11 protein-coding genes (1 of these 11 only partly in view) are annotated in these 24,589 nt (G+C 59.2%); 7 read left to right on the forward strand and 4 right to left on the reverse strand.

Annotation, left to right across the window (positions count from 1 at the left end):
* The 3 genes from ENGE1_RS28385 to ENGE1_RS08240 form a co-directional block, all read left to right on the forward strand.
* A protein-coding gene (locus tag ENGE1_RS28385; RefSeq protein ID WP_064360604.1) for an Ig-like domain-containing protein crosses the window boundary here: on the forward strand, window positions 1-14,998 show its end. It extends 18,323 nt beyond the left edge of the window; only the last 14,998 of its 33,321 coding nucleotides appear in the window; its start codon lies off the left edge, out of view; the stop codon is at window positions 14,996-14,998.
* Window positions 14,999-15,167: 169 nt separating this feature from the next.
* On the forward strand, window positions 15,168-17,348 hold the full coding sequence (locus ENGE1_RS08235) for a type I secretion system permease/ATPase (RefSeq protein ID WP_043084656.1): 2,181 nt from the start codon (window positions 15,168-15,170) through the stop codon (window positions 17,346-17,348).
* Entirely contained in the window at window positions 17,345-18,520 is a 1,176-nt protein-coding gene (locus ENGE1_RS08240; protein ID WP_043084655.1) for an HlyD family type I secretion periplasmic adaptor subunit, read from the forward strand. Before ENGE1_RS08235 ends, ENGE1_RS08240 begins: the two co-directional genes overlap by 4 nt.
* A gap of 33 nt (window positions 18,521-18,553) precedes the next feature.
* Here ENGE1_RS08240 and ENGE1_RS08245 read toward each other — a convergent pair whose 3' ends face one another.
* Window positions 18,554-19,411, reverse strand: coding sequence for a hypothetical protein (locus tag ENGE1_RS08245; RefSeq protein ID WP_045290814.1), 858 nt, complete (start codon window positions 19,409-19,411; stop codon window positions 18,554-18,556).
* Between the two features lie 443 nt (window positions 19,412-19,854).
* Here ENGE1_RS08245 and ENGE1_RS08250 point away from each other — a divergent pair, with 443 nt between their 5' ends.
* A complete protein-coding gene (locus ENGE1_RS08250; protein WP_064360605.1) occupies window positions 19,855-20,457 on the forward strand; it encodes a hypothetical protein in 603 nt (200 codons plus the stop codon).
* A 125-nt stretch (window positions 20,458-20,582) separates the two neighbouring features.
* Here the strand turns inward: ENGE1_RS08250 and ENGE1_RS08255 are convergent, their stop codons facing one another.
* Window positions 20,583-21,317: a MerR family transcriptional regulator gene (locus ENGE1_RS08255; protein ID WP_045290812.1), complete on the reverse strand. Its 735-nt coding sequence runs from the start codon at window positions 21,315-21,317 to the stop codon at window positions 20,583-20,585.
* Window positions 21,318-21,549: 232 nt separating this feature from the next.
* The gene (locus ENGE1_RS08260; RefSeq protein ID WP_045290811.1) at window positions 21,550-22,770 is read right to left on the reverse strand and encodes a diguanylate phosphodiesterase; all 1,221 of its coding nucleotides are present in this window, start codon (window positions 22,768-22,770) and stop codon (window positions 21,550-21,552) included.
* Window positions 22,771-23,087: 317 nt separating this feature from the next.
* Between ENGE1_RS08260 and ycgZ the strand changes: the two genes are divergently transcribed.
* The 3 genes from ycgZ to ENGE1_RS08275 all read left to right on the forward strand — a co-directional run bounded on the left by ycgZ (window position 23,088) and on the right by ENGE1_RS08275 (window position 24,078).
* Window positions 23,088-23,327: a regulatory protein YcgZ gene (gene ycgZ / locus ENGE1_RS08265; protein ID WP_043084649.1), complete on the forward strand. Its 240-nt coding sequence runs from the start codon at window positions 23,088-23,090 to the stop codon at window positions 23,325-23,327.
* A 100-nt stretch (window positions 23,328-23,427) separates the two neighbouring features.
* Window positions 23,428-23,763 carry a hypothetical protein gene (locus tag ENGE1_RS08270; RefSeq protein ID WP_053075643.1) on the forward strand — a complete coding sequence of 112 codons (336 nt, stop codon included), beginning with the start codon at window positions 23,428-23,430 and terminating at the stop codon, window positions 23,761-23,763.
* A 36-nt stretch (window positions 23,764-23,799) separates the two neighbouring features.
* Entirely contained in the window at window positions 23,800-24,078 is a 279-nt protein-coding gene (locus ENGE1_RS08275; RefSeq protein ID WP_043084647.1) for a biofilm development regulator YmgB/AriR family protein, read from the forward strand.
* Between the two features lie 49 nt (window positions 24,079-24,127).
* On the opposite strand, the gene ENGE1_RS08280 is transcribed toward ENGE1_RS08275, so the two are convergent.
* Complete coding sequence (locus ENGE1_RS08280; RefSeq protein ID WP_043084646.1) at window positions 24,128-24,517, reverse strand: VOC family protein; 390 nt, start codon at window positions 24,515-24,517, stop codon at window positions 24,128-24,130.
* Window positions 24,518-24,589: the final 72 nt, after the last annotated feature.

Below are 24,589 nucleotides of genomic sequence, written 5' to 3' on the forward strand. Positions count from 1 at the left end.
ACAACCGGACCTGAGCTGGACCATTTTCGTTCCTTCTTCCGATATTACGGCGCTGGGCAACGGCGACCTGACGGCGACGGCGACCGTGATTAACGGCCACGGCAACGTCGGCGGCGGCGAGCGCGACTTTACCATCGACGCCAACCTGCCGGGCCTGCGTATCGATCCGGTGACCGGCGACGATGTGATTAACCGCATCGAGCGCGGTGAGGATCTGGTTGTCACCGGCAGCAGCAGCGGTATGCAGCCGGGCGCGCCGATTACGGTGACCCTCAACGGCCGGGACTACACGGCAACGGTACTGGCAGACGGTACCTGGAGCGCAACGATTCAGGCGGCCGACGTCGGAATGCTGGGCGCCGGAACGGTGAACGTCACCGCCAGCGGCACCAGCGACATCGGTAATACGGTGACGATTGACCACCCCGTGCGGGTGGATCTGTCGGGCGTCGCCATCTCCGTCAATAGCGTCACGTCCGACAACGTGCTGAACGCGGCGGAGAAAGCACAGGATCTGGTTCTGTCCGGCACCACGGCGAACGTGGAAGCGGGTCAAAAGGTGACCATTGCCTTCGGCGGTAAGGTTTACACCACTACCGTTGCGGAAAACGGGACGTGGAGCTACACCGTTGCGGCCAAAGATCTGGTTGGTCTCAGGGAGGGCAGCGCCAGCGTACAGGTCAGCGTGGCGAACGTTGCCGGTAACGGCACGTCGTCAACCCGCGGCTATACCGTGGATACGATTGCGCCAAACGTGAGCGTAAACCCGGTTACCGCCGACAACGTAATTAACAGCGCGGAGGCGAAGAGCGGGGTTATGCTCTCCGGCACCACCACGGCAGAAGCCGGACAGAGCATCACTATCACCCTGAACGGCCACACCTACACCACCCTCGCCGGGGCTAACGGCAGCTGGAAAGTGGGCGTACCGGGCGCGGACCTCGCCGGTATTGCCGACGGCAGTCACGATGTAACGGTGAAGGTCGCCGATAAGGCGGGCAACCTGACCGAAGTTACCCATCAGGTGACGGTGGACGTTACGGCGCCGGTGGTGACCATCAACACCGTTGCCGGTGACAACGTCATCAACACCGCTGAACACCAGCAGGCGCAGGTGATCGGCGGTACGGCAAGCGGCGCGGCGGCCGGTGACAAAGTGATGGTCAATATCGACGGCCACAACTACGTGACCGTGGTTGACGCCAACGGTAACTGGAGCGTCGGCGTCCCGGCTGACGTTATCGCGTCGCTGAATGACGGCTCCCGCATCGTGAATGTGACCGTCACCGACGCGGCGGGCAACGTGGGCAGCGGCAAGCAGGAGGTGGTAGTCAGCAGCGGCAAGCCGTCGCTGGAATTCAACACTATTGCCGAAGATAACGTGCTCAACGCCGTTGAGAAGGGCCAGGATCTGGTCATCAGCGGCAAGAGCGCCAATCTGGATGCGGGCACGACCGTTACCGTGACGCTCAACCATCAGGATTACACCGCAATAACTGATGCCGACGGCAACTGGACGCTGACCGTAAGCGCCGCCGACCTGGCCGCGCTTGGCGAGGCGAACTACACCGTCAGCGCCAGGGCCTCTAACGGGATCGGCAATAGCGTCGAGGAGAAAGCGAACCTGCAGGTGGATACCTCGCTGCCTTACGTGGTTATTAACGCCATCGCCGGCGACGATGTTATCAACGCCGCCGAATCCCTGTCCGGCCAGAACATCACCGGCCGGGTGGTTAACGCCGCCGCGGGCGATACGGTGACGGTCAATATTGCCGGCAAGGAGTACAGCGCGCTGGTGCAGCCGGATCTGAGCTGGATGGTTCACGTTCCGTCGACGGATCTGCAGGAACTGGGCAACGGGCGTCTCAACGTTACGGCCTCCGTGACCAACGGCCACGGCAACACCGGCGGCGGCGATCGCGACTTTGCGATTGACGCCAATATGCCGGGGCTGCGTATCGACACCGTGGCGGGCGATGACATCATCAACAGCATCGAGCACGGTCAGGCGCTGGTGATTACCGGCAGCAGCGACGGCCTTAAGGCTGAGACTGCGGTGACCGTCACCCTCAACGGTAAAGACTATGCGGCCACCGTGCTGGCGGACGGCTCCTGGAGCGCGGCGGTAGCGAAAGAGGACGTTGAGGCGCTGCAGTCCGGCGCGGTGAAAGTCACCGTGAAGGGCACCAGCGAAGCGGGCAACGAGGTGCACATTGACCACAACGTGATTGTCGATCTGACGGGCGTTGCCATCAGCATCAACCCGGTTACCGCCGATAACGTGATTAACGCGGCGGAGAAAGGTGAGGATCTGATCCTCTCCGGCAGCACCGGTAATGTCGAAACGGGCCGTGAAGTCACCCTCGTCTTCGGCGGTAAGAGCTACACCACCACCGTCGGCGCGGGCGGCGTCTGGAGCTACAAGGTGCCGGCAGCCGATCTGGCGACCCTGAAGGACGGCAGCGCCAGCGTGCAGGTGAGCGTCACCAACGAAGCGGGCAACAGCGCGTCCGCGGGGCACGACTACCGCGTTGATACCCAGGCTCCGACGCTGGCGATTAACACCCTGAGCGGCGACGACATGCTGAACGCGGCGGAAGCGGGTCAGCCGTTGACCGTGAGCGGCACCAGCAGCGCGGAGGCCGGCCAGAAGGTCACGGTAACGCTCAACGGCCGCAGCTACACCGCGACCGTGGGCAGCAACGGCAGCTGGACGCTGGATGTTCCGGCATCGCACCTCGGCGCGCTGGCCGACGGCAGCGTGAAGGTCACGGCATCGGTAACGGATAAAGCCGGTAACCCGGCCTCGGCCGACCGCAGCCTGACCGTTGACGTCAGCGAGCCGAAGGTGACCCTCGACATCATCGCGGGCGACAACGTGATCAACAGCACCGAGCACGAACTGGCGCAGCTTATCAGCGGCAAAGCCTCGGGCGCCGCCGCGGGCGATAAGGTGACGGTGACGTTTGGGTCTCATACCTACACCACCGTGCTCAACGCCGACGGCTACTGGAGCGTGGGCGTCCCGGCTAACGTTATCTCGTCGCTGACTAACGGCGACGTGGCGGTCAGCGTCAGCGTCACCGACGCGGCGGGCAATACCGGCCGTGCGGACGGCAAAGTGACGGTCAGCAGCGATAAACCGACCATCCGCTTTAACGACATCGCGGAGGACAACATCCTCAACGCCGTTGAAAAAGGACAGGATCTGGTTATCAGCGGCACCAGCACCCACCTGGCGGCGGGCACGACGGTGACCGTGACCCTGAACGGCAAGTCCTACACCGCCACCACGGCGGCGGACGGCAGCTGGACCCTGACCCTCAAGCCGGTCGATCTGGCGGGGCTGGGCGAGGCGAACTATGTTCTCAGCGCCACGGCGGCCAACAGCATCGGCAACAGCGTTGAGGCAACGGCCAATCTGCAGGTCGATACGGCGCTGCCGTACGTGATTATCAACGCCATCGCCGGTGATGACGTCATTAACAAAGCCGAGGTTGAGGCGGGCCAGAACATCACCGGCCGCGTCATCAACGCGGCGGCGGGCGATACGGTAACCGTTATCATTGCCGGTAAGGGCTATACGGCGAAGGTGCAGTCGGATCTGAGCTGGACGGTGAACGTGCCGTCGGCGGATCTGACGGCGCTCGGCGACGGCGGCCTGAAGGTCACGGCTTCCGTGACGAACGGCCACGGCAACACCGGCGGCGGCGAGCGCGGATTTGCCATCGACGCCAACCTGCCGGGCCTGCGCATTGATACCGTGGCGGGCGACGATGTGATCAACCGCATCGAGCGCGGCCAGGATCTGATGGTCACCGGCAGCAGCGACGGCCTGAAGGCGGGCTCGGCGGTGACGGTGACCATTAACGGTAAAGACTACGCGGGGACGGTGCTGGCAGACGGTACCTGGAGTGCGGCGGTACCGAAGGCGGACGTCAGCGCCCTGGGCGCCGGCAAGGTGCAGGTATCCGTTGCCGGCACCAGCGAAGCGGGCAATCCGGTCCACGTCACGCGCGACGTAACGGTCGATCTGTCCGATGTGTCGATTAGCATCAATCCGGTGACCGCTGACAACGTCGTTAACGCGGTGGAAAAAGGTCAGGAGCTGCTGCTGTCGGGTTCAACCGGCAACGTGGGTGAAGGTCAGAAAGTGACGATCGTCTTCGGCGGTAAGACCTTTATTACCACCGTAGCAGCAGACGGTACCTGGAACTACAAAGTCTCGCCGTCCGATATGCTTTCCCTGAAGGACGGCAGCGCCAGCGTGCAGGTGAGCGTCACTAACGCCGCGGGCAACAGCGCCTCGGCGGGCCGCGAGTTCACGGTGGATACCGCGGCGCCGACGGTCACGGTAGATACGGTCGCGGGCGACAACATCATCAACGCGGAAGAGGCGGGTAAAGCGCTGACCCTCAGCGGCACCAGCACGGCGGAAGCCGGGCAGACGGTGACGGTCACCTTTAACCAGCACGACTACACCACAACCGTCGGGGCAGACGGCAAGTGGACGCTGATTGTTCCGGCCGCCGACCTGGCGGGCATGACCGGCGACAGCGCGCAGGTTATCGCGAAAGTGGCCGATAAAGCGGGTAACCCGGCGTCGGCAACCCATAACGTCGGCGTCGATACGGTTAAGCCGGATGTGACCATCGATAAGATTGCCGGCGATAACGTCATCAATACCACCGAGCACGGCCAGGCGCAGATTATCAGCGGCTCGGCCCCGGGCGCAGGCGCGGGCGATAAGGTGACGGTGACCATTGATGGCCATACCTACACCACGGTGCTGGACGCGGATCTGAAGTGGAGCGTGGGCATCCCGGCGAGCGTCATCTCGGCGCTGCACGATGGCACGGTGACCGTGGCGGTGTCCGTCACCGACGCGGCGGGTAACGTCGGCAGCAATCAGCAGAACGTGCTGGTCAGCAGCGGTCAGGCATCGCTCAGCATTGCCGACATTGCCGTTGATAACGTGCTGAATGCCGGCGAGAAGGGCCAGGATCTGGTCATTAGCGGCACCAGCGCCAACCTCAATCCTGGCACTACCGTAACGGTCACGCTGAACCACAAGCAGTACACCGCCACGACCGCAAACGACGGCAGCTGGTCTCTGACTATTGCCGCCGCCGACCTGGCCGGACTGGGCGAGGCGAACTACGTTGTAAGCGCCACGGCGTCTAACGGCATCGGCAACAGCGTTGAAGCCACGTCGAACCTGCTGGTGGATACCGCCTCGCCGTACGTCATCATCGGCAGCGTTGCCGGAGATGATGTGGTGAACGCCGCCGAAGTGGCGGCGGGCCAGAGCATCAGCGGCCGCGTCGTTAACGCAGCGGCGGGCGATGTGGTCACCGTCACCATTACCGGTACCGGCAAAGAGTACACCGCTATCGTGCAGTCCGATCTGAGCTGGACGGTGAATATGTCGGCGGCGGATCTGACGGCGCTCGGCAACGGTCGCCTGAGCGCGGTTGCCACGGTGACCAACGGTCACGGCAACACCGGCAGCGGTAAGCACGATTTCACCATCGATGCCAGCCTGCCGGGCCTGCGTATCAACACCGTGGCGGGCGACGATATCATCAACAGTATCGAGCACAAGCAGGATCTGATCGTCACCGGCAGCAGCGACGGCCTCAAGCCTGGCTCGGCGGTGACGGTCACCCTCAACGGTGAAAATTATGCGGCTACCGTACTGGCGGACGGTACCTGGCGCGCGGCAATCCCGAAAGAGAACGTCGGCGAACTGGGCGCCGGGCCGATAAAAGTTCTCGTCTCGGGGACCAGCGAAGCGGGCAACCCGGTGCAGATTGACCATAACGTGATTGTCGATCTCGCAAGCGTCGCTATCAGCGTCGATCCGGTCACGGCAGACGGCGTGATCAACGCCGCCGAGAAGGCGCAGGATCTGCTCCTCACCGGCAGCACCGGTAACGTGGAGAAAGGCCAGACGGTGACCATTGCCTTCGGCGGTCACATCTACACCACCACCGTCGGCGCGGGCGGCGTCTGGAGCTTCACGGTGCCGGCAGCCGATCTGGCGACCCTGAAGGACGGCAGCGCCAGCGTGCAGGTGAGCGTCACTAACGCGGCGGGCAACAGCGCGTCTGCGGGTCACGACTATCTGGTCGATACCGTGGCACCGGCGATTGCTATCAATACCCTGAGCGGCGACGACATGCTGAACGCGGCGGAAGCGGGGCAACCGCTGACCGTGAGCGGCACCAGCAGCGCGGAAGCCGGTCAGAAGGTCACGGTAACGCTCAACGGCCACAGCTACACCGCGACCGTGGGCAGCAACGGCAGCTGGACGCTTGACGTACCGGCGGCCGATCTGGCCGCGCTGCACGACGGCAGCGTGAAGGTTACGGCATCGGTAACCGACAGGGCCGGTAACCCGGCCTCGGCCGACCGCAGCCTGACGGTTGACGTCAGCGTGCCGGTTGTCACCATCAATGACATCGCCGGCGACAACGTGATCAACAGCACCGAGCATAGCCAGGCGCAGGTGATCGGCGGTACCGCTACCGGCGCCGCCGCGGGCGATAAGGTGACGGTGACCATCGCCGGGCACACCTATACCACCGTGCTCAACGCCGACGGCTACTGGAGCGTGGGCGTCCCGGCAGACGTTATCTCGTCGCTCGCCAACGGCGACGTGGCGGTCAGCGTCAGCGTCACCGACGCGGCGGGTAACGTCGGCAGCAAGGACGGTAAGGTTGTCGTCAGCAGCGATGCGCCGACTATCACCTTTAACGACATCGCCCAGGACAACATCCTCAACGCCGTTGAGAAAGGTCAGGATCTGGTGGTCAGCGGCGGCAGTACCCACCTGGCGGCGGGTACGACGGTGACTGTGACCCTGAACGGCAAGTCCTACACCGCCACCACGGCGGCGGACGGTAGCTGGACCCTGACGGTGAAACCGACGGATCTGGCGGCGCTGGGCGAGGCGAACTATGTCCTCAGCGCTACGGCGGCCAACAGCATCGGCAACAGCGCCAGCGCCAGCGCCAATCTGCAGGTCGATACGGCGCTGCCGTACGTGATTATCAACGCCATCGCCGGTGATGATGTGATGAACAAAGCCGAAATTGAGACGGGCCAGAGCATCACCGGCCGGGTCATCAATGCGGCGGAGGGCGACACCGTGGCCGTGACTATCGCCGGTAAGGCGTATACGGCGAAGGTGCAGGCGGATCTGAGCTGGACGGTGAACGTACCGTCGGCGGATCTGACGGCGCTCGGCGACGGCGGCCTGAAGGTCAAGGCCTCCGTGACGAACGGCCACGGCAACACCGGCGGCGGCGAGCGCGGATTTGCCATCGACGCCAACCTGCCGGGCCTGCGCATCGATACCGTGGCGGGCGACGATGTGATCAACCGCATCGAGCACGGCCAGGATCTGATGGTCACCGGCAGCAGCGACGGCCTGAAGGCGGGCTCGGCGGTGACGGTGACCATTAACGGTAAAGACTACGCGGGGACGGTGCTGGCAGACGGCACCTGGAGTGCGGCGGTACCGAAGGCGGACGTTAGCGCCCTGGGCGCCGGCAAGGTGCAGGTATCCGTTGCCGGCACCAGCGAAGCGGGCAATCCGGTTCACATTACCCACGACGTGACGGTCGATCTGTCCGACGTGTCGATAAGCATCAACCCGGTCACCGCCGACAACGTGGTCAACGCGCTTGAGAAAGGCCAGGAGCTACTGCTGTCGGGCGCCACCGGCAACGTCGGCGAAGGCCGGCAGGTGACGATTGCCTTCGGCGGCAAGACCTTTACCACTACCGTGGCGGCCGACGGCACCTGGAGCTACAAAGTCTCGCCGTCCGATATGCTTTCCCTGAAGGACGGCAGCGCCGGCGTGCAGGTGAGCGTCACTAACGCTGCGGGCAATAGCGCCTCGGCGGGCCGCGAGTTTACGGTGGATACCGTAGCGCCGGGCGTCACGATAAATACTGTCGCCGCGGACAACATCATCAACGCGGAAGAAGCGGGTAAAGCGCTGACCCTCAGCGGCACCAGCTCGGCGGAAGCCGGACAGACGGTGACGGTCACCTTTAACCAGCACGACTACGCGGCAACCGTGGGGGCCGACGGCAGCTGGACGCTGGATGTTCCGGTTAGCGGTATGGCGGGACTTACCGACGGGCCGCTGAACGTCACGGCAGTCGTTGCGGATAAAGCGGGTAATACGACAACGGCAACGCGCAACGTGCAGGTTGACGTGACCGCGCCGTCGGTGACGATTGACCCCGTGGCGGGCGATAACGTCATTAACACTGAGGAGCACACCCAGGCGCAGGTTATCAGCGGTACCGCGAAGGGCGCCGATGCCGGTAACAAGGTTGAGGTTACCATCGGTACGGAGACCTGGACGACGGCGGTTGACGCGAAGGGCAACTGGAGCGTCGGCGTCCCGGCCAGCGTCATTGAGAGCCTGCAGGACGGTACGGTGACGGTGAACGTCGCGGTGACCGACACGGCGGGCAATACCGGCCACGCCCATCAGGATGTGCTGGTAAGCAGCGCGGTTGCCGTCCTGACCTTTGACGCGATTGCCGGGGATAACATCCTCAATGCGACGGAGAAGGGGCTGGATCTGCTGGTCAGCGGCGGCAGCGCTAACCTGGCGGCGGGCACCAAAGTGACCGTCACGCTGAACGGTAAGGAGTACGTTGCTACCACGGCTGAGAACGGAACCTGGTCGCTGACGGTGAAAGCCGCCGATCTGGCCGGACTGGGCGAAGCGAACTACGTCCTGACCGCGACGGCGAAGAACGCCATCGGCAACAGCGTCAGCAAAGACGCCACGCTGACGGTGGATACCTCGGCGCCGGCGGTGACCATCAATACCGTTGCCGGCGATAACGTCCTCAACGGTAAAGAAGTCGCGGAGGCCGTCACGGTATCCGGCACCACCACGGCGGAGGCCGGTCAGAAGATCACGGTGACCCTCAACGGCCACAGTTATGAGACTACGGTGGGCCTCGGCGGCGCCTGGTCGCTGGATATCCCGGCGACCGGCCTGCAGGGCATGACGGACAAGGACTATACCATTACCGCCAGCGTCACTAACCAGACCGGTAACCTCGGCAGCGCCGACAGAGCGATTACGGTCGATACGACGCCGCCGGTGGTGACCTTCAATAAAGTGGCCGAAGACGACATCATCAACCACGTTGAGCACGGCCAGGCGCAGATTATCAGCGGTAAGGCAACGGGCACGACGACGGGCGACCGGGTGGTGGTCAGCATTGACGGCAAGGAGTATGTCACCACCGTTGACGCCAGCGGCAACTGGCTGGTCGGCGTACCTGCCGATGCGGTAGCCGCGCTGAAGGATGGTAAAACGACCATCACGGCGACGGCGACGGACAGCGCGGGTAACAGCAGCTCCGCAAGCCACGAGATCGTTGTCAACACGGCGTCAGTGTCCATCACCATCGGCACGATTTCCGGCGACGACGTGATTAACAAGCAGGAGATCGGCAGCGAGCTGATCATTGGCGGCACCAGCAAGGAGATTGCCGAGGGCACGCCGGTGACGGTGACGCTGAACGGCAAAAACTACCCGGCGACCATCGGCGCAGACGGCGCCTGGAGTGCAAGGGTACCGGCGACGGATCTGGCGGCTATCGTCGACGGCCACTATACGGTCTCCGTCGCGGTAACCGACAGCGCGGGCAACAGCGGTCAGGATACGCACATCGTCAGCGTGGATACCACGCCGCCGGTGGTCAGTATTGAAACCATCTCCGGCGACGACGTGATTAACGCCGCCGAGAAGCTGCTGCCGCTGACTATTCGCGGCGCCTCCAGCGCCGAAGTGGGCCAGACGGTGACCGTCACCCTGGGCGGCAAGTCCTGGACGGCGCAGGTCACCAGCAACGGCACCTGGACGCTGGATGTTCCGGCCGATGCGCTGGCCGCGCTGCCTCAGGGCAAGCTGACGGTGACCGCGACGGTAGACGATAAGGCCGGCAACGGCGGCAGCACCACGCGCGACATCACCGTGGATACTACGCCGCCGACCGTGACGATTGATAAAGTTGCGGGCGACGATGCCATCAATAGCGATGAGCAGAAAGCGGGGCAGACCATTAGCGGTACCGCCGATGCCGAAGAGGGGCAGGTTGTTACCGTGACCTTCAACGGCCACGAGTATCGGGCAACGGTGAATGCCGCCGGCAAGTGGTCCGTCAATATCCCGGGCCGCGACTTCCTCGGTACCGCCGACGGGGCCTACACCATCGAAGCCCGCGTATCCGATAAGGCCGGTAACCCGGGCGGCGTTACCCGCGACGTAACGCTCAACGGTGAAGTGCCGACCATCTCCATCAACACGCTCTCGGGTGATGATGTTATCAACGCGGCGGAGCACGGCGTTGCGCTGGTGGTCAGCGGTACGACCTCCGCACCGGCAGGCCAGACGGTGACGATTACCCTCAACGGTAAATCGTACACCGCGGAAGTGATGGCGGGCGGCGCATGGTCCTGCACCGTCGGCAGCGCCGATGTTGCGGCGCTGGCGGACGGCAGTTCCTATACCGTTAATGCGAAGGTGAGCAATGCGATCGGCAATAGCGCGGATGTTAATCACGGCCTGACGGTTGACTTAACGCCGCCGTCCATGGATATCCGCATCGACGCTCTGCAGAACGATACCGGGCTGAAGGGGAATGACTTCATTACCAATGATACCAGCGTGGTGATCAACGGCTCCCTGACGGCGCAGCTCGGTAAGGATGAGACGGCGCAAATCAGCATCGACGGCGGCAAGACCTGGATTGACCTGACGGTAACGGGCACCACCTGGCAGTATGCGGATGGCCGCACGCTGGCAGACGGCGACTACGAGTATCAGGTACGGGTCGTTGATGCTGCGGGTAACGTTAATCCGGGCAATACCCAACACGTGATTGTCGATACCACGAAGCCGGAGGCGTCAACAATTACCATTGACGCCATTCTGCAGGATACCGGGCTGAGTTCGACCGACTTTATTACCGCAGATAAGCAGATCAGCCTGCAGGGTACGCTCGGCGCCGCGCTCGGCAAGGGCGACCATGCGCAGATCAGCATCGACGGCGGCAACACCTGGGTTGATGTTGACGTCAGCGGTACCCGCTGGACGTGGGTCGACGGCCGCACGCTGGCGGATGGTAAGTACAACTACCAGCTCCGGGTGATTGACGATGCGGGTAACGTCAGCGCGGAAAACAGCAAAGTGGTCACCATTGATACCGTCGCGCCTGACGATAGCAAGACCATCAGCTTCACCGGCATCAGCGACGATACCGGCCGCGGCGGCAACGACTTCATTACTAACGATACGTCTCTGACGATCAACGGCGCGCTGGGCAAAACCCTGGCCGACGGCGAATACGTGCAGATCAGTATCGACGGCGGTAATACCTGGCAGATGGCCACGGTTATCGGCAATACCTGGAAGTACGTTGATGGCCGCACGCTGACCGACGGCATCTACAACTACGATGTCCGCGTGATTGACGCCGCCGGCAACGTCGGCGCCCACGGTAGCCAGGCGGTGACGGTGGATACCACGCCGCCGGATGCGACGATAACCATAGACCGCATCGAACTGGATACCGGCGTCAGCGACAGCGACTATCTGACCAGCGCGAAGTCCTACACGCTGCACGGGTCGCTCTCCAAGGCGCTGGGCGCCGGGGAGTTTGTCCAGATAACCCTCGACGGCGGGAAAACCTGGATTGACGCGACCGTTGCCGGTACCCAGTGGCGCTACAGCGACGTGCGCTCGCTGGCAGACGGTATTCACAGCTACGAGGTGCGGATTGTCGATCTGGCGGGCAACGTGGGCAACTCCACGGCGTCGCAGGATGTCAGGGTTGATTCCACCGCGCCGGAGTACGGCATTAAGATCACCAGCATCACGGAAGACACCGGCTCATCCGGCAGCGACTTTGTCACCATGGATAAGACGCTGACCCTCCACGGCACGCTCGACCAGGTGCTGGCGAAGGATGAGCACGCGCAGATAAGTCTCGACGGCGGCAAGACCTGGATTGACCTGACGGTCACCGATAAGGTCTGGAGCTATGAGGATACCCGCGAGCTGGCCGATGGCAACTACACCTATATGGTGCGGGTCAAGGATGATGCGGGCAACACCAGCGCCACCGCGCAGCAGGTGGTAACGGTGGATACCACGCCGCCGGAGACCCATGGTCAGATTGTCGGCTATGCCGATGACCAGGGCGAGCGGCAGGGAGCCAATCTCAGCGCCGATTTTGCCACTGACGATACCGCCCCGGTCATCAACGGCTCGCTCAATCAGCCGCTGGCCGACGGCGAAATCGCCGAGCTTTATCGCGACGGTAAGCGCCTGGGACAGCTTGTCACCAACGGAACAACCAGCTGGACGTTTAACGACAGCGGCCTGACCGACGGCAACCACAGCTATATCGTGCGCGTCACGGACAGAGCGGGTAACTACGTTGAGTCAGGAGAGTGGGTACTGAAGGTGGATACCACCGTACCGACGACGGTCGCTAAGGTGACCGATCTGACCACAACGGATACCACGCCGATCATTAGCGGTGAGCTTAACGCGGCGCTGAAGAACGGCGAGTATCTGACGGTAACGGTGAACGGTAAGACCTATACCTCTGAGAAGGGAGGGGCAGTGGTTGTCGACCCGGATAGCCATACCTGGTATCTGCAGGTGCCGGACTTTGACGCGCTGGCTGTCAAGGCAGAAGCCTATGATGTAGCAACGCTGGTCAGAAGCAGCGCTGGTAACGGCAATACCGCGGGCGTGATGCACGGTAACGTTACGGTAGGGGCTGAGGCATCGATGGTGCCGGGGTGGACGGTGACCTCGGCAGGAAGCTCGTATTCAGGCGCTTATTCATTAAATGAGGACGGCCTGTGGACTGTTCTGACTAACGGACAAATAGGGACTGCGAGTGGTCAGAACAGCTATACCATCGGTACTAAGTTCGACATCGCGGGTAACTATACGTCAGGAACATTTGCAGATATTAACCGCGATGGCCTCTCGGATGTGCTGGCAATGGGCACCAGCTATTCAACGATGCGGCAACTGACGAACAATGGCGATGGATCCTTTGATAATATGACTATCACGCGCGCCATGATGGGTAATCAGGACATCTGGTACGGGTCCATAGTGGCGATTGATATTCAGGGTGACGGATATATTGACTTTGTCCTTGGTGATGCAGGCGGTCCAGATTCACGTACTTTCATGCGCAACACTAACGGCGTACTGCAGGGTGATTCTGGTGGTGGTACGTACGGTACCTTTGTCTCCGGCGCAAAAGTGGGGAATTACAATAGCCTGATTGAAGCATCGGGTGTTGATCTTAACAACGATGGACGGGTTGATATTGCGCAGCATACAACCAATGGCAGCAATAATTATGCGCTGTCGACAATGATCAACACGGGGGATGGCAACTTTGTCTGGGGCCAGAACTTTACCAATACGATGTATAGCGCCACTGGCTCAGGGGCGGCTAATAATGCTGTCAGCATGACCTGGGCAGACTTCAACGGCGACGGCTCGATGGATCTGTTTATGGGAATGACGCGTTCCAGCACGGTCGGTGGCCTCATGCTGAACGATAAATCCGGTAATCTGGGAGCGTTGCAAGCCATTGGCACAGCTTCTTCGGATAAATTCGAGGGTAACGTGAGCATTGCCGTTGACTGGAACCACGACGGTAAAATGGACATCATCAAGTTGGCAACGACAACCCAGTCATACCTCTATACCAACGGCGGTATCGTTAACAATAACGTCAGCTTCACGGCCTCTAAATTTGGGGACGCATCATCTTCCCGAGTGGCGAGTGCTGCGTTGGTCGATTATGACTGGGACGGTAAACAAGATCTTCTGATCATGCGCCAGAACGGCAAGGTCGAACTGCAGCGCAATACTAATGACGTTGCTGACGGTACGGCGATCCATTTGAAAATCGTCGACAGCCAGGGAATCAACGCTTATTTCGGGAATACCGTCAAATTGTATGATTCGAATAATCAGTTGGTTTCGGCACAAGTGCTGAATGCACAGTCTGGTATGGGTATTAACGACTCGTCAGCGCTGCTCAGTTTTTATGGGCTGAAAGCAGATGAGATTTACCGTGCGGAAATGGTGTATCAGATAAACGGCGTACCGAAGACGACGACCTGGGACGGCCTGACGGCAGGGGCTGCACACGATAACTATGCCGTTACCGCTGAAGCAGGCACCGGAAAACATGAAGGTACGTTAACCGGCACCGGCTACAACGATACCTTTATTGCCGATACGGGAACCTATACCTACAAGGGCGCTGGCGGCTGGGAATCGCAGTCCGATCACGAGACCTGGAGCGCCACCGGCGGTATGGATATTGTGGATTTCCGCAACTCCACGGTAGGGATTACCGCCGATCTGAGTAAAGGTACCGCGCAGTCGACCGGCTACAACACCTCGACCTTTACCGACATCGAAGGCATCGCCGGCTCGGCTCACGACGACGTTATTACCGGCAACAGCGGCAATAACCTGTTCGAAGGCCGCGGCGGCAACGACACCTTCAACATCGGTAACGGCGGCCACGATACGCTGCTCTATAAGCTGATTAACGCCGCCGACGCGACCGGCGGTAACGGTCACGATACGGTTAACGGCTTTACGGTGGGCACCTGGGAAGGTACGGCGGACTCCGATCGTATCGACCTGCGCGAACTGCTGAGCGACAGCGGCTATACGGGGACCGGATCGGCGCACTACGTGGATGGCGTTGCCACCCTCGATGCCAGCGCCGGGAACATCCTTGATTTCATCAAGGTGACCACCGACGGCAGCAGCACCACCATTCATATTGACCGCGACGGCTCCGGAGGCAACTTTAATCCGACCGATGTGGTCACGCTGAACGGGGTGCAGACCGACCTTGCCACGCTGCTGGCTAACCACCAGCTGCTCGTGGTGTAGTCGCCACCCGGCGGGCGGGGAAGCGATTCCCCGCCTGTTTTTTTTACCTGCACTGTTAGTAAGAGATTTCTGATATTCTGGTGGCCGGGTACTTCATAAGCAGGGCCCGGCTGTTGGACATGGATATCATTTTGCGGCGCCAGGTTGGTGCCCGACAGGAAGTAATGTTATGACTACACACCCTCTCTATGAGCCGTGGCTGCAGGCCATGCTCGTTATCGCAAAGCATTATCGTCTGGACTTTTCTCAGGAGCACGTCCGGGTCACCATTACTCACGAAAGCCAGTCTCCCCGCCTGCAGGTGCTGGAGGATATGGCGCGCCAGCTGGGGCTCGGCTTTCGCATCGTGCCCGCTAACGCCTCGCTGCTCGATCCCTGGCGTCTGCCGGTGATCGCCGAATTTACCGGCGGTCAGGTAGGCGTGATTACGCGCATGGATAAAGATGAACGGGTCAGCGTTCAGTTCAGCGGCGACGGCGGCCAGGAGACGGTTCTGACGCTGGAGGAGCTGGGCACGCGGCTTAAAACCACGGTTGTCCTGCGCCCGCTGGAGTCCGTGCCGGATGCGCGAGTCGATGAGTATATTAAGCCCTATGAGAAAAACTGGTTCTGGCAGCTGGCCCTGAAGGACTGGCGCCGCTACGGCGACATTATGCTGGTAGCCATGGTCGCTAACGTGCTGGCGCTATCGGGGATGCTGTTTTCCATGCAGCTCTATGACCGGGTGGTGCCGTCGCAGTCCGAGCCGACGCTGTGGGTGTTATTCAGCGGCGTCATGCTGGCGATTGCCTTTGAATTTACCATGCGCATGCTGCGGGTGCATATTTCCGACAAAATCGGTAAGCGCGCCGACCTGCGCATCTCCGAGCGGGTGTTCGCCCACGCCATGCGCATAAAAAACGGCGCAAAATCGAAATCCACCGGATCGTTTATCGCCCAGATCCGCGAGCTGGAGTCGGTGCGCGAGCTTATCACCTCCACGACTATCGCCGCGATTTCCGATCTGCCTTTCTTCCTGCTCTTTGTCTTTATCCTCTGGATGATCGGCGGCCCGCTGGTGCTGGTGGTGCTGCTGGCGGTGCCGCTGCTGCTGATCCCCGGCCTGCTGGTCCAGCGGCCGCTGGGGGAGCTCTCCAGCGAAGGGATGCGCGAGTCGGCTATCCGCAACGCGACGCTGGTGGAAGTGGTGCAGGGGCTTGAAGATATCAAGCTGATGCGCGCCGAGCAGCGCTTTCAGAACCAGTGGAATAACTGTAACGATGTGGCGGCGACCGTCGGCATGAAGCAGCGCTGGCTGACCGGCCTGCTGATGACCTGGACGCAGGAGGTGCAGTCGATAGTCTACGCCGTGGTGCTGCTGGTGGGCTGCTATCTGGTTATCGCCGGTGACCTGACCACCGGCGCGCTGGTCGGTACTTCTATTCTTGCGTCGCGTACCATTGCGCCGCTGTCGCAGATCTCCGGCGTGCTTTCCCGCTGGCAGTCGGCGAAAGTCGCCCGTAAAGGCCTCGACGACCTGATGCAGAAGCCTATCGACGATCCGCTGCACGGCAAGCGGGTGCACAAGGCGCAGCTGCGCGGTAATTACCACCTCGAAAACGTCAGTTTTTACTACGACGAAGAGGAGAAAATCAACGTACTGACGCTGCCGAAGCTAACTATTCGCGCCGGGGAGCGCATCGCCATTCTCGGGCGGAACGGTTCCGGGAAAAGTACGCTGCTGCAGCTGCTGGCGGGGATGCAGGATCCGCAGCAGGGGGCTATCCAGCTTGATGATATTACGCTGAGCCACCTTGACCCGGCGGATCTGCGGCGCGATATGCAGCTGCTCAGCCAGCAGGCGCGGCTGTTTTTTGGCTCCGTGCGCGACAACATCCTGATGGGCAATCCGCTCGCCAGCGATGAAGAGATCCAACAGGCGCTGACCATCAGCGGCGCGCTGGAGTTCGTGCGCAAGCAGAAAGTCGGACTTAACTATCTGATAACCGAGGGCGGGGCCGGGCTCTCCGGCGGGCAGCGCCAGTCTCTGCTGCTGGCCCGCGCGCTGCTGACCTCGCCCAATATCCTGCTGCTGGATGAGCCCACGGCGTGGCTTGATGAGGTCAGCGAGAAGCAGTTTATTCACCACCTTAATCAGTGGCTGGGCAAACAGAGAACGCTCATCGTGGCAACCCACCGGCTGCCAATTCTCGAACTCGTCGACAGAATCATCGTCCTGGAAGGCGGCAAGATCGTTATGGACGGCCCGAAAGAGAAGATCCTGGGCGAGCACGGCATGGCGCCGCCGCAGGTGGCGCAGCGCACGGTCAAAATGCAGCCGGCAACCAATAAGACGGTGGGAACAGTATGAGTGACTTTACGCGATTCAACAGCCGGCTGCGTGAGCCGGCGCTGCCGCCTTCTATGCTGGTTGCCTGGAGCCTCTCGGCGATGCTGGCAGCCTTTCTTATCTGGGCCAGCCTGTTTAGCCTCGATGAGGTGACGACCGGCAGCGGCAAGGTGATCCCTTCCTCCCACGAGCAGGTGATCCAGTCGCTGGAAGGGGGGATCATCTACAAACTGATGGTGCACGAAGGGGATATCGTCGAGCGCGGCCAGCAGCTGGCCCAGCTGGACAGAACCAAAACCGAGTCCGGCGTGCTGGAGAGCGCGTCCCGGCTGAATGCGGCCCTGGCGACCGCCGCAAGACTCAACGCCGAAGTGAACGGCGCTGAACTGCATTTTCCCGAAGAGCTGGACGACTCGCCGGAACTGGTGCGCCAGGAAACGGCGCTCTATAAGTCCCGCCGCGAGAGCCTGGAGAAAGGGCTGGCGGGCTTACGTCAGGGCGTGGCGCTGGTGCAAAGAGAGCTGTCGATGACGCTTCCGCTGGTCAAGCAGGGGGCGGCGAGTAATGTCGAAGTGCTCCGCCTGCAGCGGCAGAAGAATGAGCTGGAGAATAAAATCACTGAAATGCAGAACGACTACTACGTTCGCTCCCGCGAAGAGCTGTCGAAGGCCAATGCCGAAATCGAAGCCCAGCGCTCGGTGATGAGGGGCCGCGAAGACTCCCTGACCCGGCTAACCTTTGTCGCGCCCGTTCGCGGCATCGTCAAGGATATTGAAGTGACCACCGTCGGCGGCGTTATTCCGCCCAACGGCAAGCTGATGACCCTCGTCCCGCTGGACGATCAGATGCTGATCGAAGCCAAAATTTCGCCTCGCGACGTCGCCTTTATCCATCCGGGGCAAAAGGCGCTGGTCAAGATAACCGCCTACGACTACTCCATTTACGGCGGTCTTGAGGGCGAGGTCACGATGATCTCACCGGATACGCTGCAGGATGAGGTCAAGCGGGATGTTTACTACTATCGCGTTTACATTCGCACCAACAGTAACCACCTGGTCAATAAGCAGCACAAGGAGTTTCCCATTTTCCCCGGCATGATCGCCACCGTCGACATTAAAACCGGCAGTAAAACGGTGCTCGACTATCTGCTTAAGCCGCTCAATAAAGCCAAAGAGGCGCTGCGCGAGCGATAGGCTGAGGCCGGGCGACGCGCGTCGCCCGGCCTGCTATTTCGGACTGCGGGGATGGATATTGAGATAGTGGGTGGTATAGGCAAGATAAAGACCGACGTAGTTCTCTATCAGTTGCATAAACGCGGGGAAGATATCGAGCAGGCCGTCCTTTCGCTCCCTCAGATAACCCGCATTCTCCGCCGCCTTGATCATTCTGCTGACGTGGATGCGCGAAACAAAAAACTCTTTCGCCAGCGCGCTGGCGGAGTACTCAATGACCGCGCCCCGCGTACCGCGCTGGGCAACGGCCTGCAGATAGAGATGCAGGGCAATCATCCGACCGCCGTCTTTGTCAATAAACAGACTAATTTCGGGATATATTTTACTGAAGGTGACGCCGCGAAAAAGATACTCGGCGGCGCGGCGAAAAAAGCCGTGGCGCATATTTTCATTATCCAGCAGGTCTAAATTTATATTGTAGGCAGGATACAATATGCCAACGGGGCGAAAGGCCCCGGCCATATAGCGCTTCAGCTCATCCAGCCCTTTTTGCGTCGGCGCGATCAGCACTTTACGGCGGTCATCGCTGCTGCGCCAGGTGGTAATTCGACCGCTGGTTTTTAGCAGCGTTACCAGGGCAATCACGCTATTGGGGCTGGCTATTTTATAGCGGGCGCACAGGGTTTTTATTTCAGAAACGCACGATGCCTGGTTGCCAAACACGAAGCAGCATATTGACAGGACGATGTTAAATCGCGACTCCTGCAAAATGGTTTTATAAAACAGCGGCTGCTGCTTGTAGATCTTATCATTAATAGCGTAGTGCTCCTTAATGGCTTGTAAGAAGTTTTCATTACCTTTAATGATGTCCCTTCTGCGCAGCAGCGCTTCGGGCGAAATAGTGCTGTCCATAGTAAGCCTACGTAAAACGTATTGTGAGTTGTGATGGTGGTCACTTCTATGTCTCTCGGTGACTTCTGTAATTATACATCGTCCGGCAACGTCTGTGGTCGGTACAGGTAAGAAAAATCTTTAGCTATTATCGTATTAGCGTAGGTGAAGGTGTGCCGCCATAAACAGTGTAAATAATATTTTCGTGCTTAATTTATTTTAAGTGGAAATAAACTCAATATTGTACAGATGATAAAAGCCAGACCCTGAGGGTAAATAATCGCCGCAGGAAAATGTAAGATATTATTTTTTTTGAAATTGGGATATGGTGATACACCGCCGCCTTTGTTATTGTGAGCGCGCTCTTATCTGAGTCTTCATTTAATATGGCGGTGGTGCGTTAAATCTGACGCGTTAGCAATAACATGATCTTACACATAAATTAACCTATTACAGGAGGTGATATGGTCTGGGGCATGAAGGACGGCGGACGGCAGCATAAATATTATGCCATTATTTCCGCCTGCAGCTATACCTGGGTGGGTATGTCAAATTTATTGAGTCAGCGTGGAATATACCCAATTAGGGTTATGCATGCCACTGAAGAATTAAGTGGCGAGGAGCAGGAAATAATTGACGAGGGTGAGCAAACGCAGCTGATAGTATTTTTACAGGGCGACCTGTGCACTATCCTGCTGTCGCTAAAAAAGCTCATTTTGTGGCTCGAACATTCCTCCGCGCGCAGCGACGTGACTATTTTCAGCAGGCTACCGGCCTGCTGGTTATACGGGACCCTGCATTCACTGCTGAGGAACAAAAATAAGCTCCGCAATGTGCGGTTCGGCAGTTCGTCAGATCCCTGCCAGAGCCTGACGTACGGCCATTACCCCTTGATTGAGTTTGCCGCAAGAGAGGACGCCGGGCCGGGTTTTTGCTGCGCTAACGGTCTCTCCTTCAGGGAGCTGAATGCTGTCCTGCACTACTCCAGGGGCAGTCGGTTAAGTCGCAGTCTCTGCACACCGGCCTGGCGGGAAAAACGATCTACACCCATCGTCAGCACGGGCTAAAAAAGCTGCTGGGCGTGCAGCAGTGGCTCAATGATGCTGCGGTAACAAGAGAGATGAACCGCCGCAGACACGAATGCGGTCAGCACGCGGTGGCGGTGAGCGCCTCCCGATAGGGGAGGGCGCGCTCAACTATTGTGGAAGTTAATCGTATAACCCTGTTCCCGCCAGTGCTTTAGCTGCTCCTGCTGATGCGGGGTAGGGGTTTTGCCGGTCCATAGCATGATCTGCTGCCCGGGGAAAAACTCCGGGTGCGGGGCATCAAGAGGGTCCGCCAGTACGTCAATATGCCAGCCCTGGCGCGAAAGCCGCCATGCCTCAAGCCACAGGCGGGTGGGATCGTCTGTTTCCCAGCCGATCAGCAACGCCTCTTTGCCCGGCTCTCTGCGGGCGGCGGCGAGGCAGGTGGCGATAAACTCAATCAGCACGCCGTCGAGCAGGCTGCACATTGCCCGGGCGGTGTTCTGATCGAGGCTAAGCCGCTGGCGCACCGGGAGAAATACGTTGTCGATAAGCGCATCGGGCGTATTTTCCCGCGCCAGCGCTTTGATTTTGCTGCGCAGCCCCGCGGAGCGTACCTGCCGCAGTACGGTTAGCAGTGAATCCTGTATCGTCGACCAGCTCTGATCGAGGACCACGCTTTCGCTACCCTCGAGCAGCGCTTTTACCTTACCGACAGGTATACCGTTTTTAATCCAGCGCTTGATCTCTTCAATACGCTGAATATCCTCTTCATCAAACTGGCGGTGTCCCCCCTCGCTGCGCTGTGGCTTGAGCAGACCATAGCGCCGCTGCCACGCCCGAAGCGTAACCGGGTTAATGCCGCATCGCTCGGCGACATCACCAATACTGTAAAAGGCCATACTCCCTCTCTCTGAAGCCTGTACATCCGGATGTACGTTTATTGCGTTCCGTAATTTGTACAATACCTTTTTTATTGTACAAATGAATAGAGGTATGTCAAAGGTCGTTTATCGTATTGATAAACTCTGCTTTATTGCGGTTTAAAAAGTGAGAGGGGGATAATAAAGAGAAAATACTATACAAAAAGCGGAGATAGGGCCTGCGCGGGAGCGCGCAGGCCGGGTCTGGACGTTAAAAAATCGTCTTTTTCTCAGGCCAGAGGATTTCCGCCACCCCTTCCGGGCGCGGCGCGGCGAACAGATTGCCCTGGAAGGCGCTGATTCCCGCGGACTCAAGCCACATCCACTCTTCGGCCTTCTCGACGCCTACGGCCGTGACGGCGATTTCAAGCGATGTACAGCATTTGATAATCGCCAGAATGATGGCCTGCCGCGGCCCGCTTTTGTGGACATCCTGAATCAGGGCGCGGTTGATTTTGATCTTATCCGGCTGAAACTGCGACAGCAGCAGCAGCCCGGCAAAGCCGGCGCCGAAATGCTCGATGGCGACGCTTATCCCCGCCGCCTTGAGGTCACGGATGGCGCGCGTAAACTCCTCCAGCCTGGAGAGGACTTCGCTCTCGGTGAACTCGATGGTTACCTGCTCCGGCACCAGGCCGTTGCGCGCGATCTCCTCCAGCAGAAAGCTGACTGCGCCCGGGATCTTCACCAGCGTCATCGGCCGAAGATTGATCGCCAGCGTCTGCTCCTTCAGCCCGAGGCGTCCGGCCAGGGCAAAGGCGGCCTGTTTGCTGCGCAAATCGGCTTCATAGAGCGCATCGCCTGCAAGGGAAGCAAAATAGTCCAGCGGCGCGCTGCCGTCCTGCGTTCTCAGCAGGGCCTCAAGGGAAACCACCTGGCGCGCAAGGGGATCGACAATAGGCTGAAAAGCGAAGCTAAACTCGCCCGACGGCTTCTCAACCTGCAGCGGCGCGGGCTGAACTTCCTCGTCCGGGACAAAATCCCAGCTGTCGGCAGGCGGAATTTCAAAGTAATTCTCCTTTTCCCTTGCCTCGACAAAAGTGCGGAAGAACTGCAGCGCGCGGTCATCGTATTTTAGCTGGTAGCGGGTGGTTCCTTTATCAAGTACGGTCTGCAGAACGTGATCCTGTTCATATTCACGCAGATCGAAGAGTTCCATTCCTGTTTTCCCGAAGCGGCGGGCCGGCGCATAATCGCACAGCAGCTCTACGAGGTTGTAATGTCTTTCGTCCTGACAGATGTGGCGGTAAATCGTCTTGACGTTTTCCTCCGGTCCTTCAAGCAGCTGAAAGAAGTGTTTGCCGTTAAACAGCAGGATGCCGGTGACATCTGCTTCGCTGTTTTTGGCGCTGGCCATGGCAACCATCTCCTCGACAGCTTGTAAGGTTACGCCTTCGCAAATGTGGCTGCGATACAGGATGGTAGTAAGCATGATAAAACCTGGTTCGGTGAATGAGCGACAACAATAGCAGAATGCGTAAAAAAAACCTCTATAAAACAACAATTAATTCACATGTTGATTTCATTTCGACAGCTTTAAGACCTGCTTGTATCGACTCTGTGCATAAGTGTTTATTGTGATGTACAGTTTTTGATGCCTCACCGCTTTATTAAATTATTGTATCTCCGTTGTTAGCACTTTTTGATCAAATTAATATGAAAAACTTGTACACATTTTTGTGCAAGTGTTTTATGGTTGTATAACATTAGTTAAGGACACGGAAATTACTGTACATCCAGGAGATGATAATGCGGCAGAATGGTTACTTTCCCGATACAGCAGGCGCGATTGCCCTCTATTTTTCAGAGAAAGCCGTGCCTTCACAGCAGGAAACGCTGGGGCAGATTGTCGTTGAGATTTTGAGGGACGGCAAAACGCTGAACCGCAAGATGCTCTGCACCAAACTGCTGGGGCGTCTTGAGAAGGCGCACGATGCTGAACAAGAGAATCACTACCATCAGCTTCTCGGAATGCTTTTCGAGCGCTGATAGAACCAAGCTCTTCTGCCGGTAACGCCGGCGGAGCATCCTGAGGGAGGGCCACGCGGAGATCAGGGATGGAGCACGCCCTCAGGGCGAATGGCTCCGGATGATGAGCAATGCGGTAATCAGAGATGCACTTATGAATAAAAGTGAAAGAGAAAACCTGAATGATGAGCTTATTGGCGAGGCGGTGCTTTTTTTACTGAAATCAAAAGGTCCGATCACCACCCAAAGCTTGTTAACAGCACTCAGAGCGATGGAGAGCAGCGAGCGCGATCCGCTGCGCCGCCAGGCGCTGGCCAGCATCGTTGCTGAAATCAGCGACATTGCCGTAGGGAGCGGAGGCAATGCTGACAGAGACAGCCACTTCGGCAGCAGAAAAAATGGTTTTCCCCGGTTTGACGTCAGCGCGTCGCACGCCGGTGGAAAGAAAATGCACTGACACTGCGGTCAATAACCCTCTATACGGCGAATAATAATGATACAGATGACTCAACACCATCCCGATATCTACGCGTCACTGACTGATACCGTACTCGGCGAGCATTTCCGCACTGCGGGCGACAGGCTGGCCGAAGAATCCGCAATTCTTGCCGCGGCGATTGGCAGTATCATGGCCAGCGAAGGCCACATTACCAATAAAGGGCTCATTTTGTGGTTGATTAAAACGCTCGAAACCACCGATGATGCGACGACCGCCGACGCCATCCGCCGCACGCTGGAGATCGTCGTTGCCCACACCATGGACGATATCTGACGCGCGCATGTCAAAGATGAAAACGAGGCCCCGCTGTTGACGGGGTTTTTTATTTTGTACGATAGAGGCTTCCCTCTCCCCGCCTTGCACGCCCCCAAATCTCCTCATCGCTGAGCGTTGTTTCAATCAGCTCCACCGGCGCGCCGCTGTCGTTGATGACGGCGACGAAATAGCCGTCAATAGGTTCATACGGCCCGAGAATCACCTCTTCACCTTCAATGGCGGCCTTGAGATCGCTGACCTTGAGCGCCACGTGGGGCACCGTTTTCAGCAGCGGGTGCAGCGGCGAGTCCGGCGTGAAGCGGTGCCACTGGATACGAAACTTGCCCGGATTATCCTCCGTATACATCCCCGCCTTTTCGCTGTAGCTGCCCGTCGTTTTATCATCGTCGAGCGGAATGCCGATATGGTGAAAAGTGTACTCAATCCCGGGTTTCATTGCGTCTGCTCTCTGCTCATACTCACTGTGTGCGGCTCAGTTTATCATATTGCGCGATGGCGCCCGGTATAT

It is taken from the genome of Pluralibacter gergoviae ATCC 33028 = NBRC 105706 (assembly GCF_001598855.1).
Taxonomy (GTDB): Bacteria; Pseudomonadota; Gammaproteobacteria; order Enterobacterales; family Enterobacteriaceae; genus Pluralibacter; species Pluralibacter gergoviae.

Coding starts and splice junctions, on each gene's coding strand:
- ENGE1_RS08270 (WP_053075643.1), top strand. CDS start 23,428: ATGATGAGCAATGCGGTAATCAGAGATGCACTTATGAATAAAAGTGAA.
- ycgZ (WP_043084649.1), top strand. CDS start 23,088: ATGCGGCAGAATGGTTACTTTCCCGATACAGCAGGCGCGATTGCCCTC.
- ENGE1_RS08255 (WP_045290812.1), bottom strand. CDS start 21,317: ATGGCCTTTTACAGTATTGGTGATGTCGCCGAGCGATGCGGCATTAAC.
- ENGE1_RS08250 (WP_064360605.1), top strand. CDS start 19,855: ATGGTCTGGGGCATGAAGGACGGCGGACGGCAGCATAAATATTATGCC.
- ENGE1_RS08280 (WP_043084646.1), bottom strand. CDS start 24,517: ATGAAACCCGGGATTGAGTACACTTTTCACCATATCGGCATTCCGCTC.
- ENGE1_RS08275 (WP_043084647.1), top strand. CDS start 23,800: ATGATACAGATGACTCAACACCATCCCGATATCTACGCGTCACTGACT.
- ENGE1_RS08260 (WP_045290811.1), bottom strand. CDS start 22,770: ATGCTTACTACCATCCTGTATCGCAGCCACATTTGCGAAGGCGTAACC.
- ENGE1_RS08240 (WP_043084655.1), top strand. CDS start 17,345: ATGAGTGACTTTACGCGATTCAACAGCCGGCTGCGTGAGCCGGCGCTG.
- ENGE1_RS08245 (WP_045290814.1), bottom strand. CDS start 19,411: ATGGACAGCACTATTTCGCCCGAAGCGCTGCTGCGCAGAAGGGACATC.
- ENGE1_RS08235 (WP_043084656.1), top strand. CDS start 15,168: ATGACTACACACCCTCTCTATGAGCCGTGGCTGCAGGCCATGCTCGTT.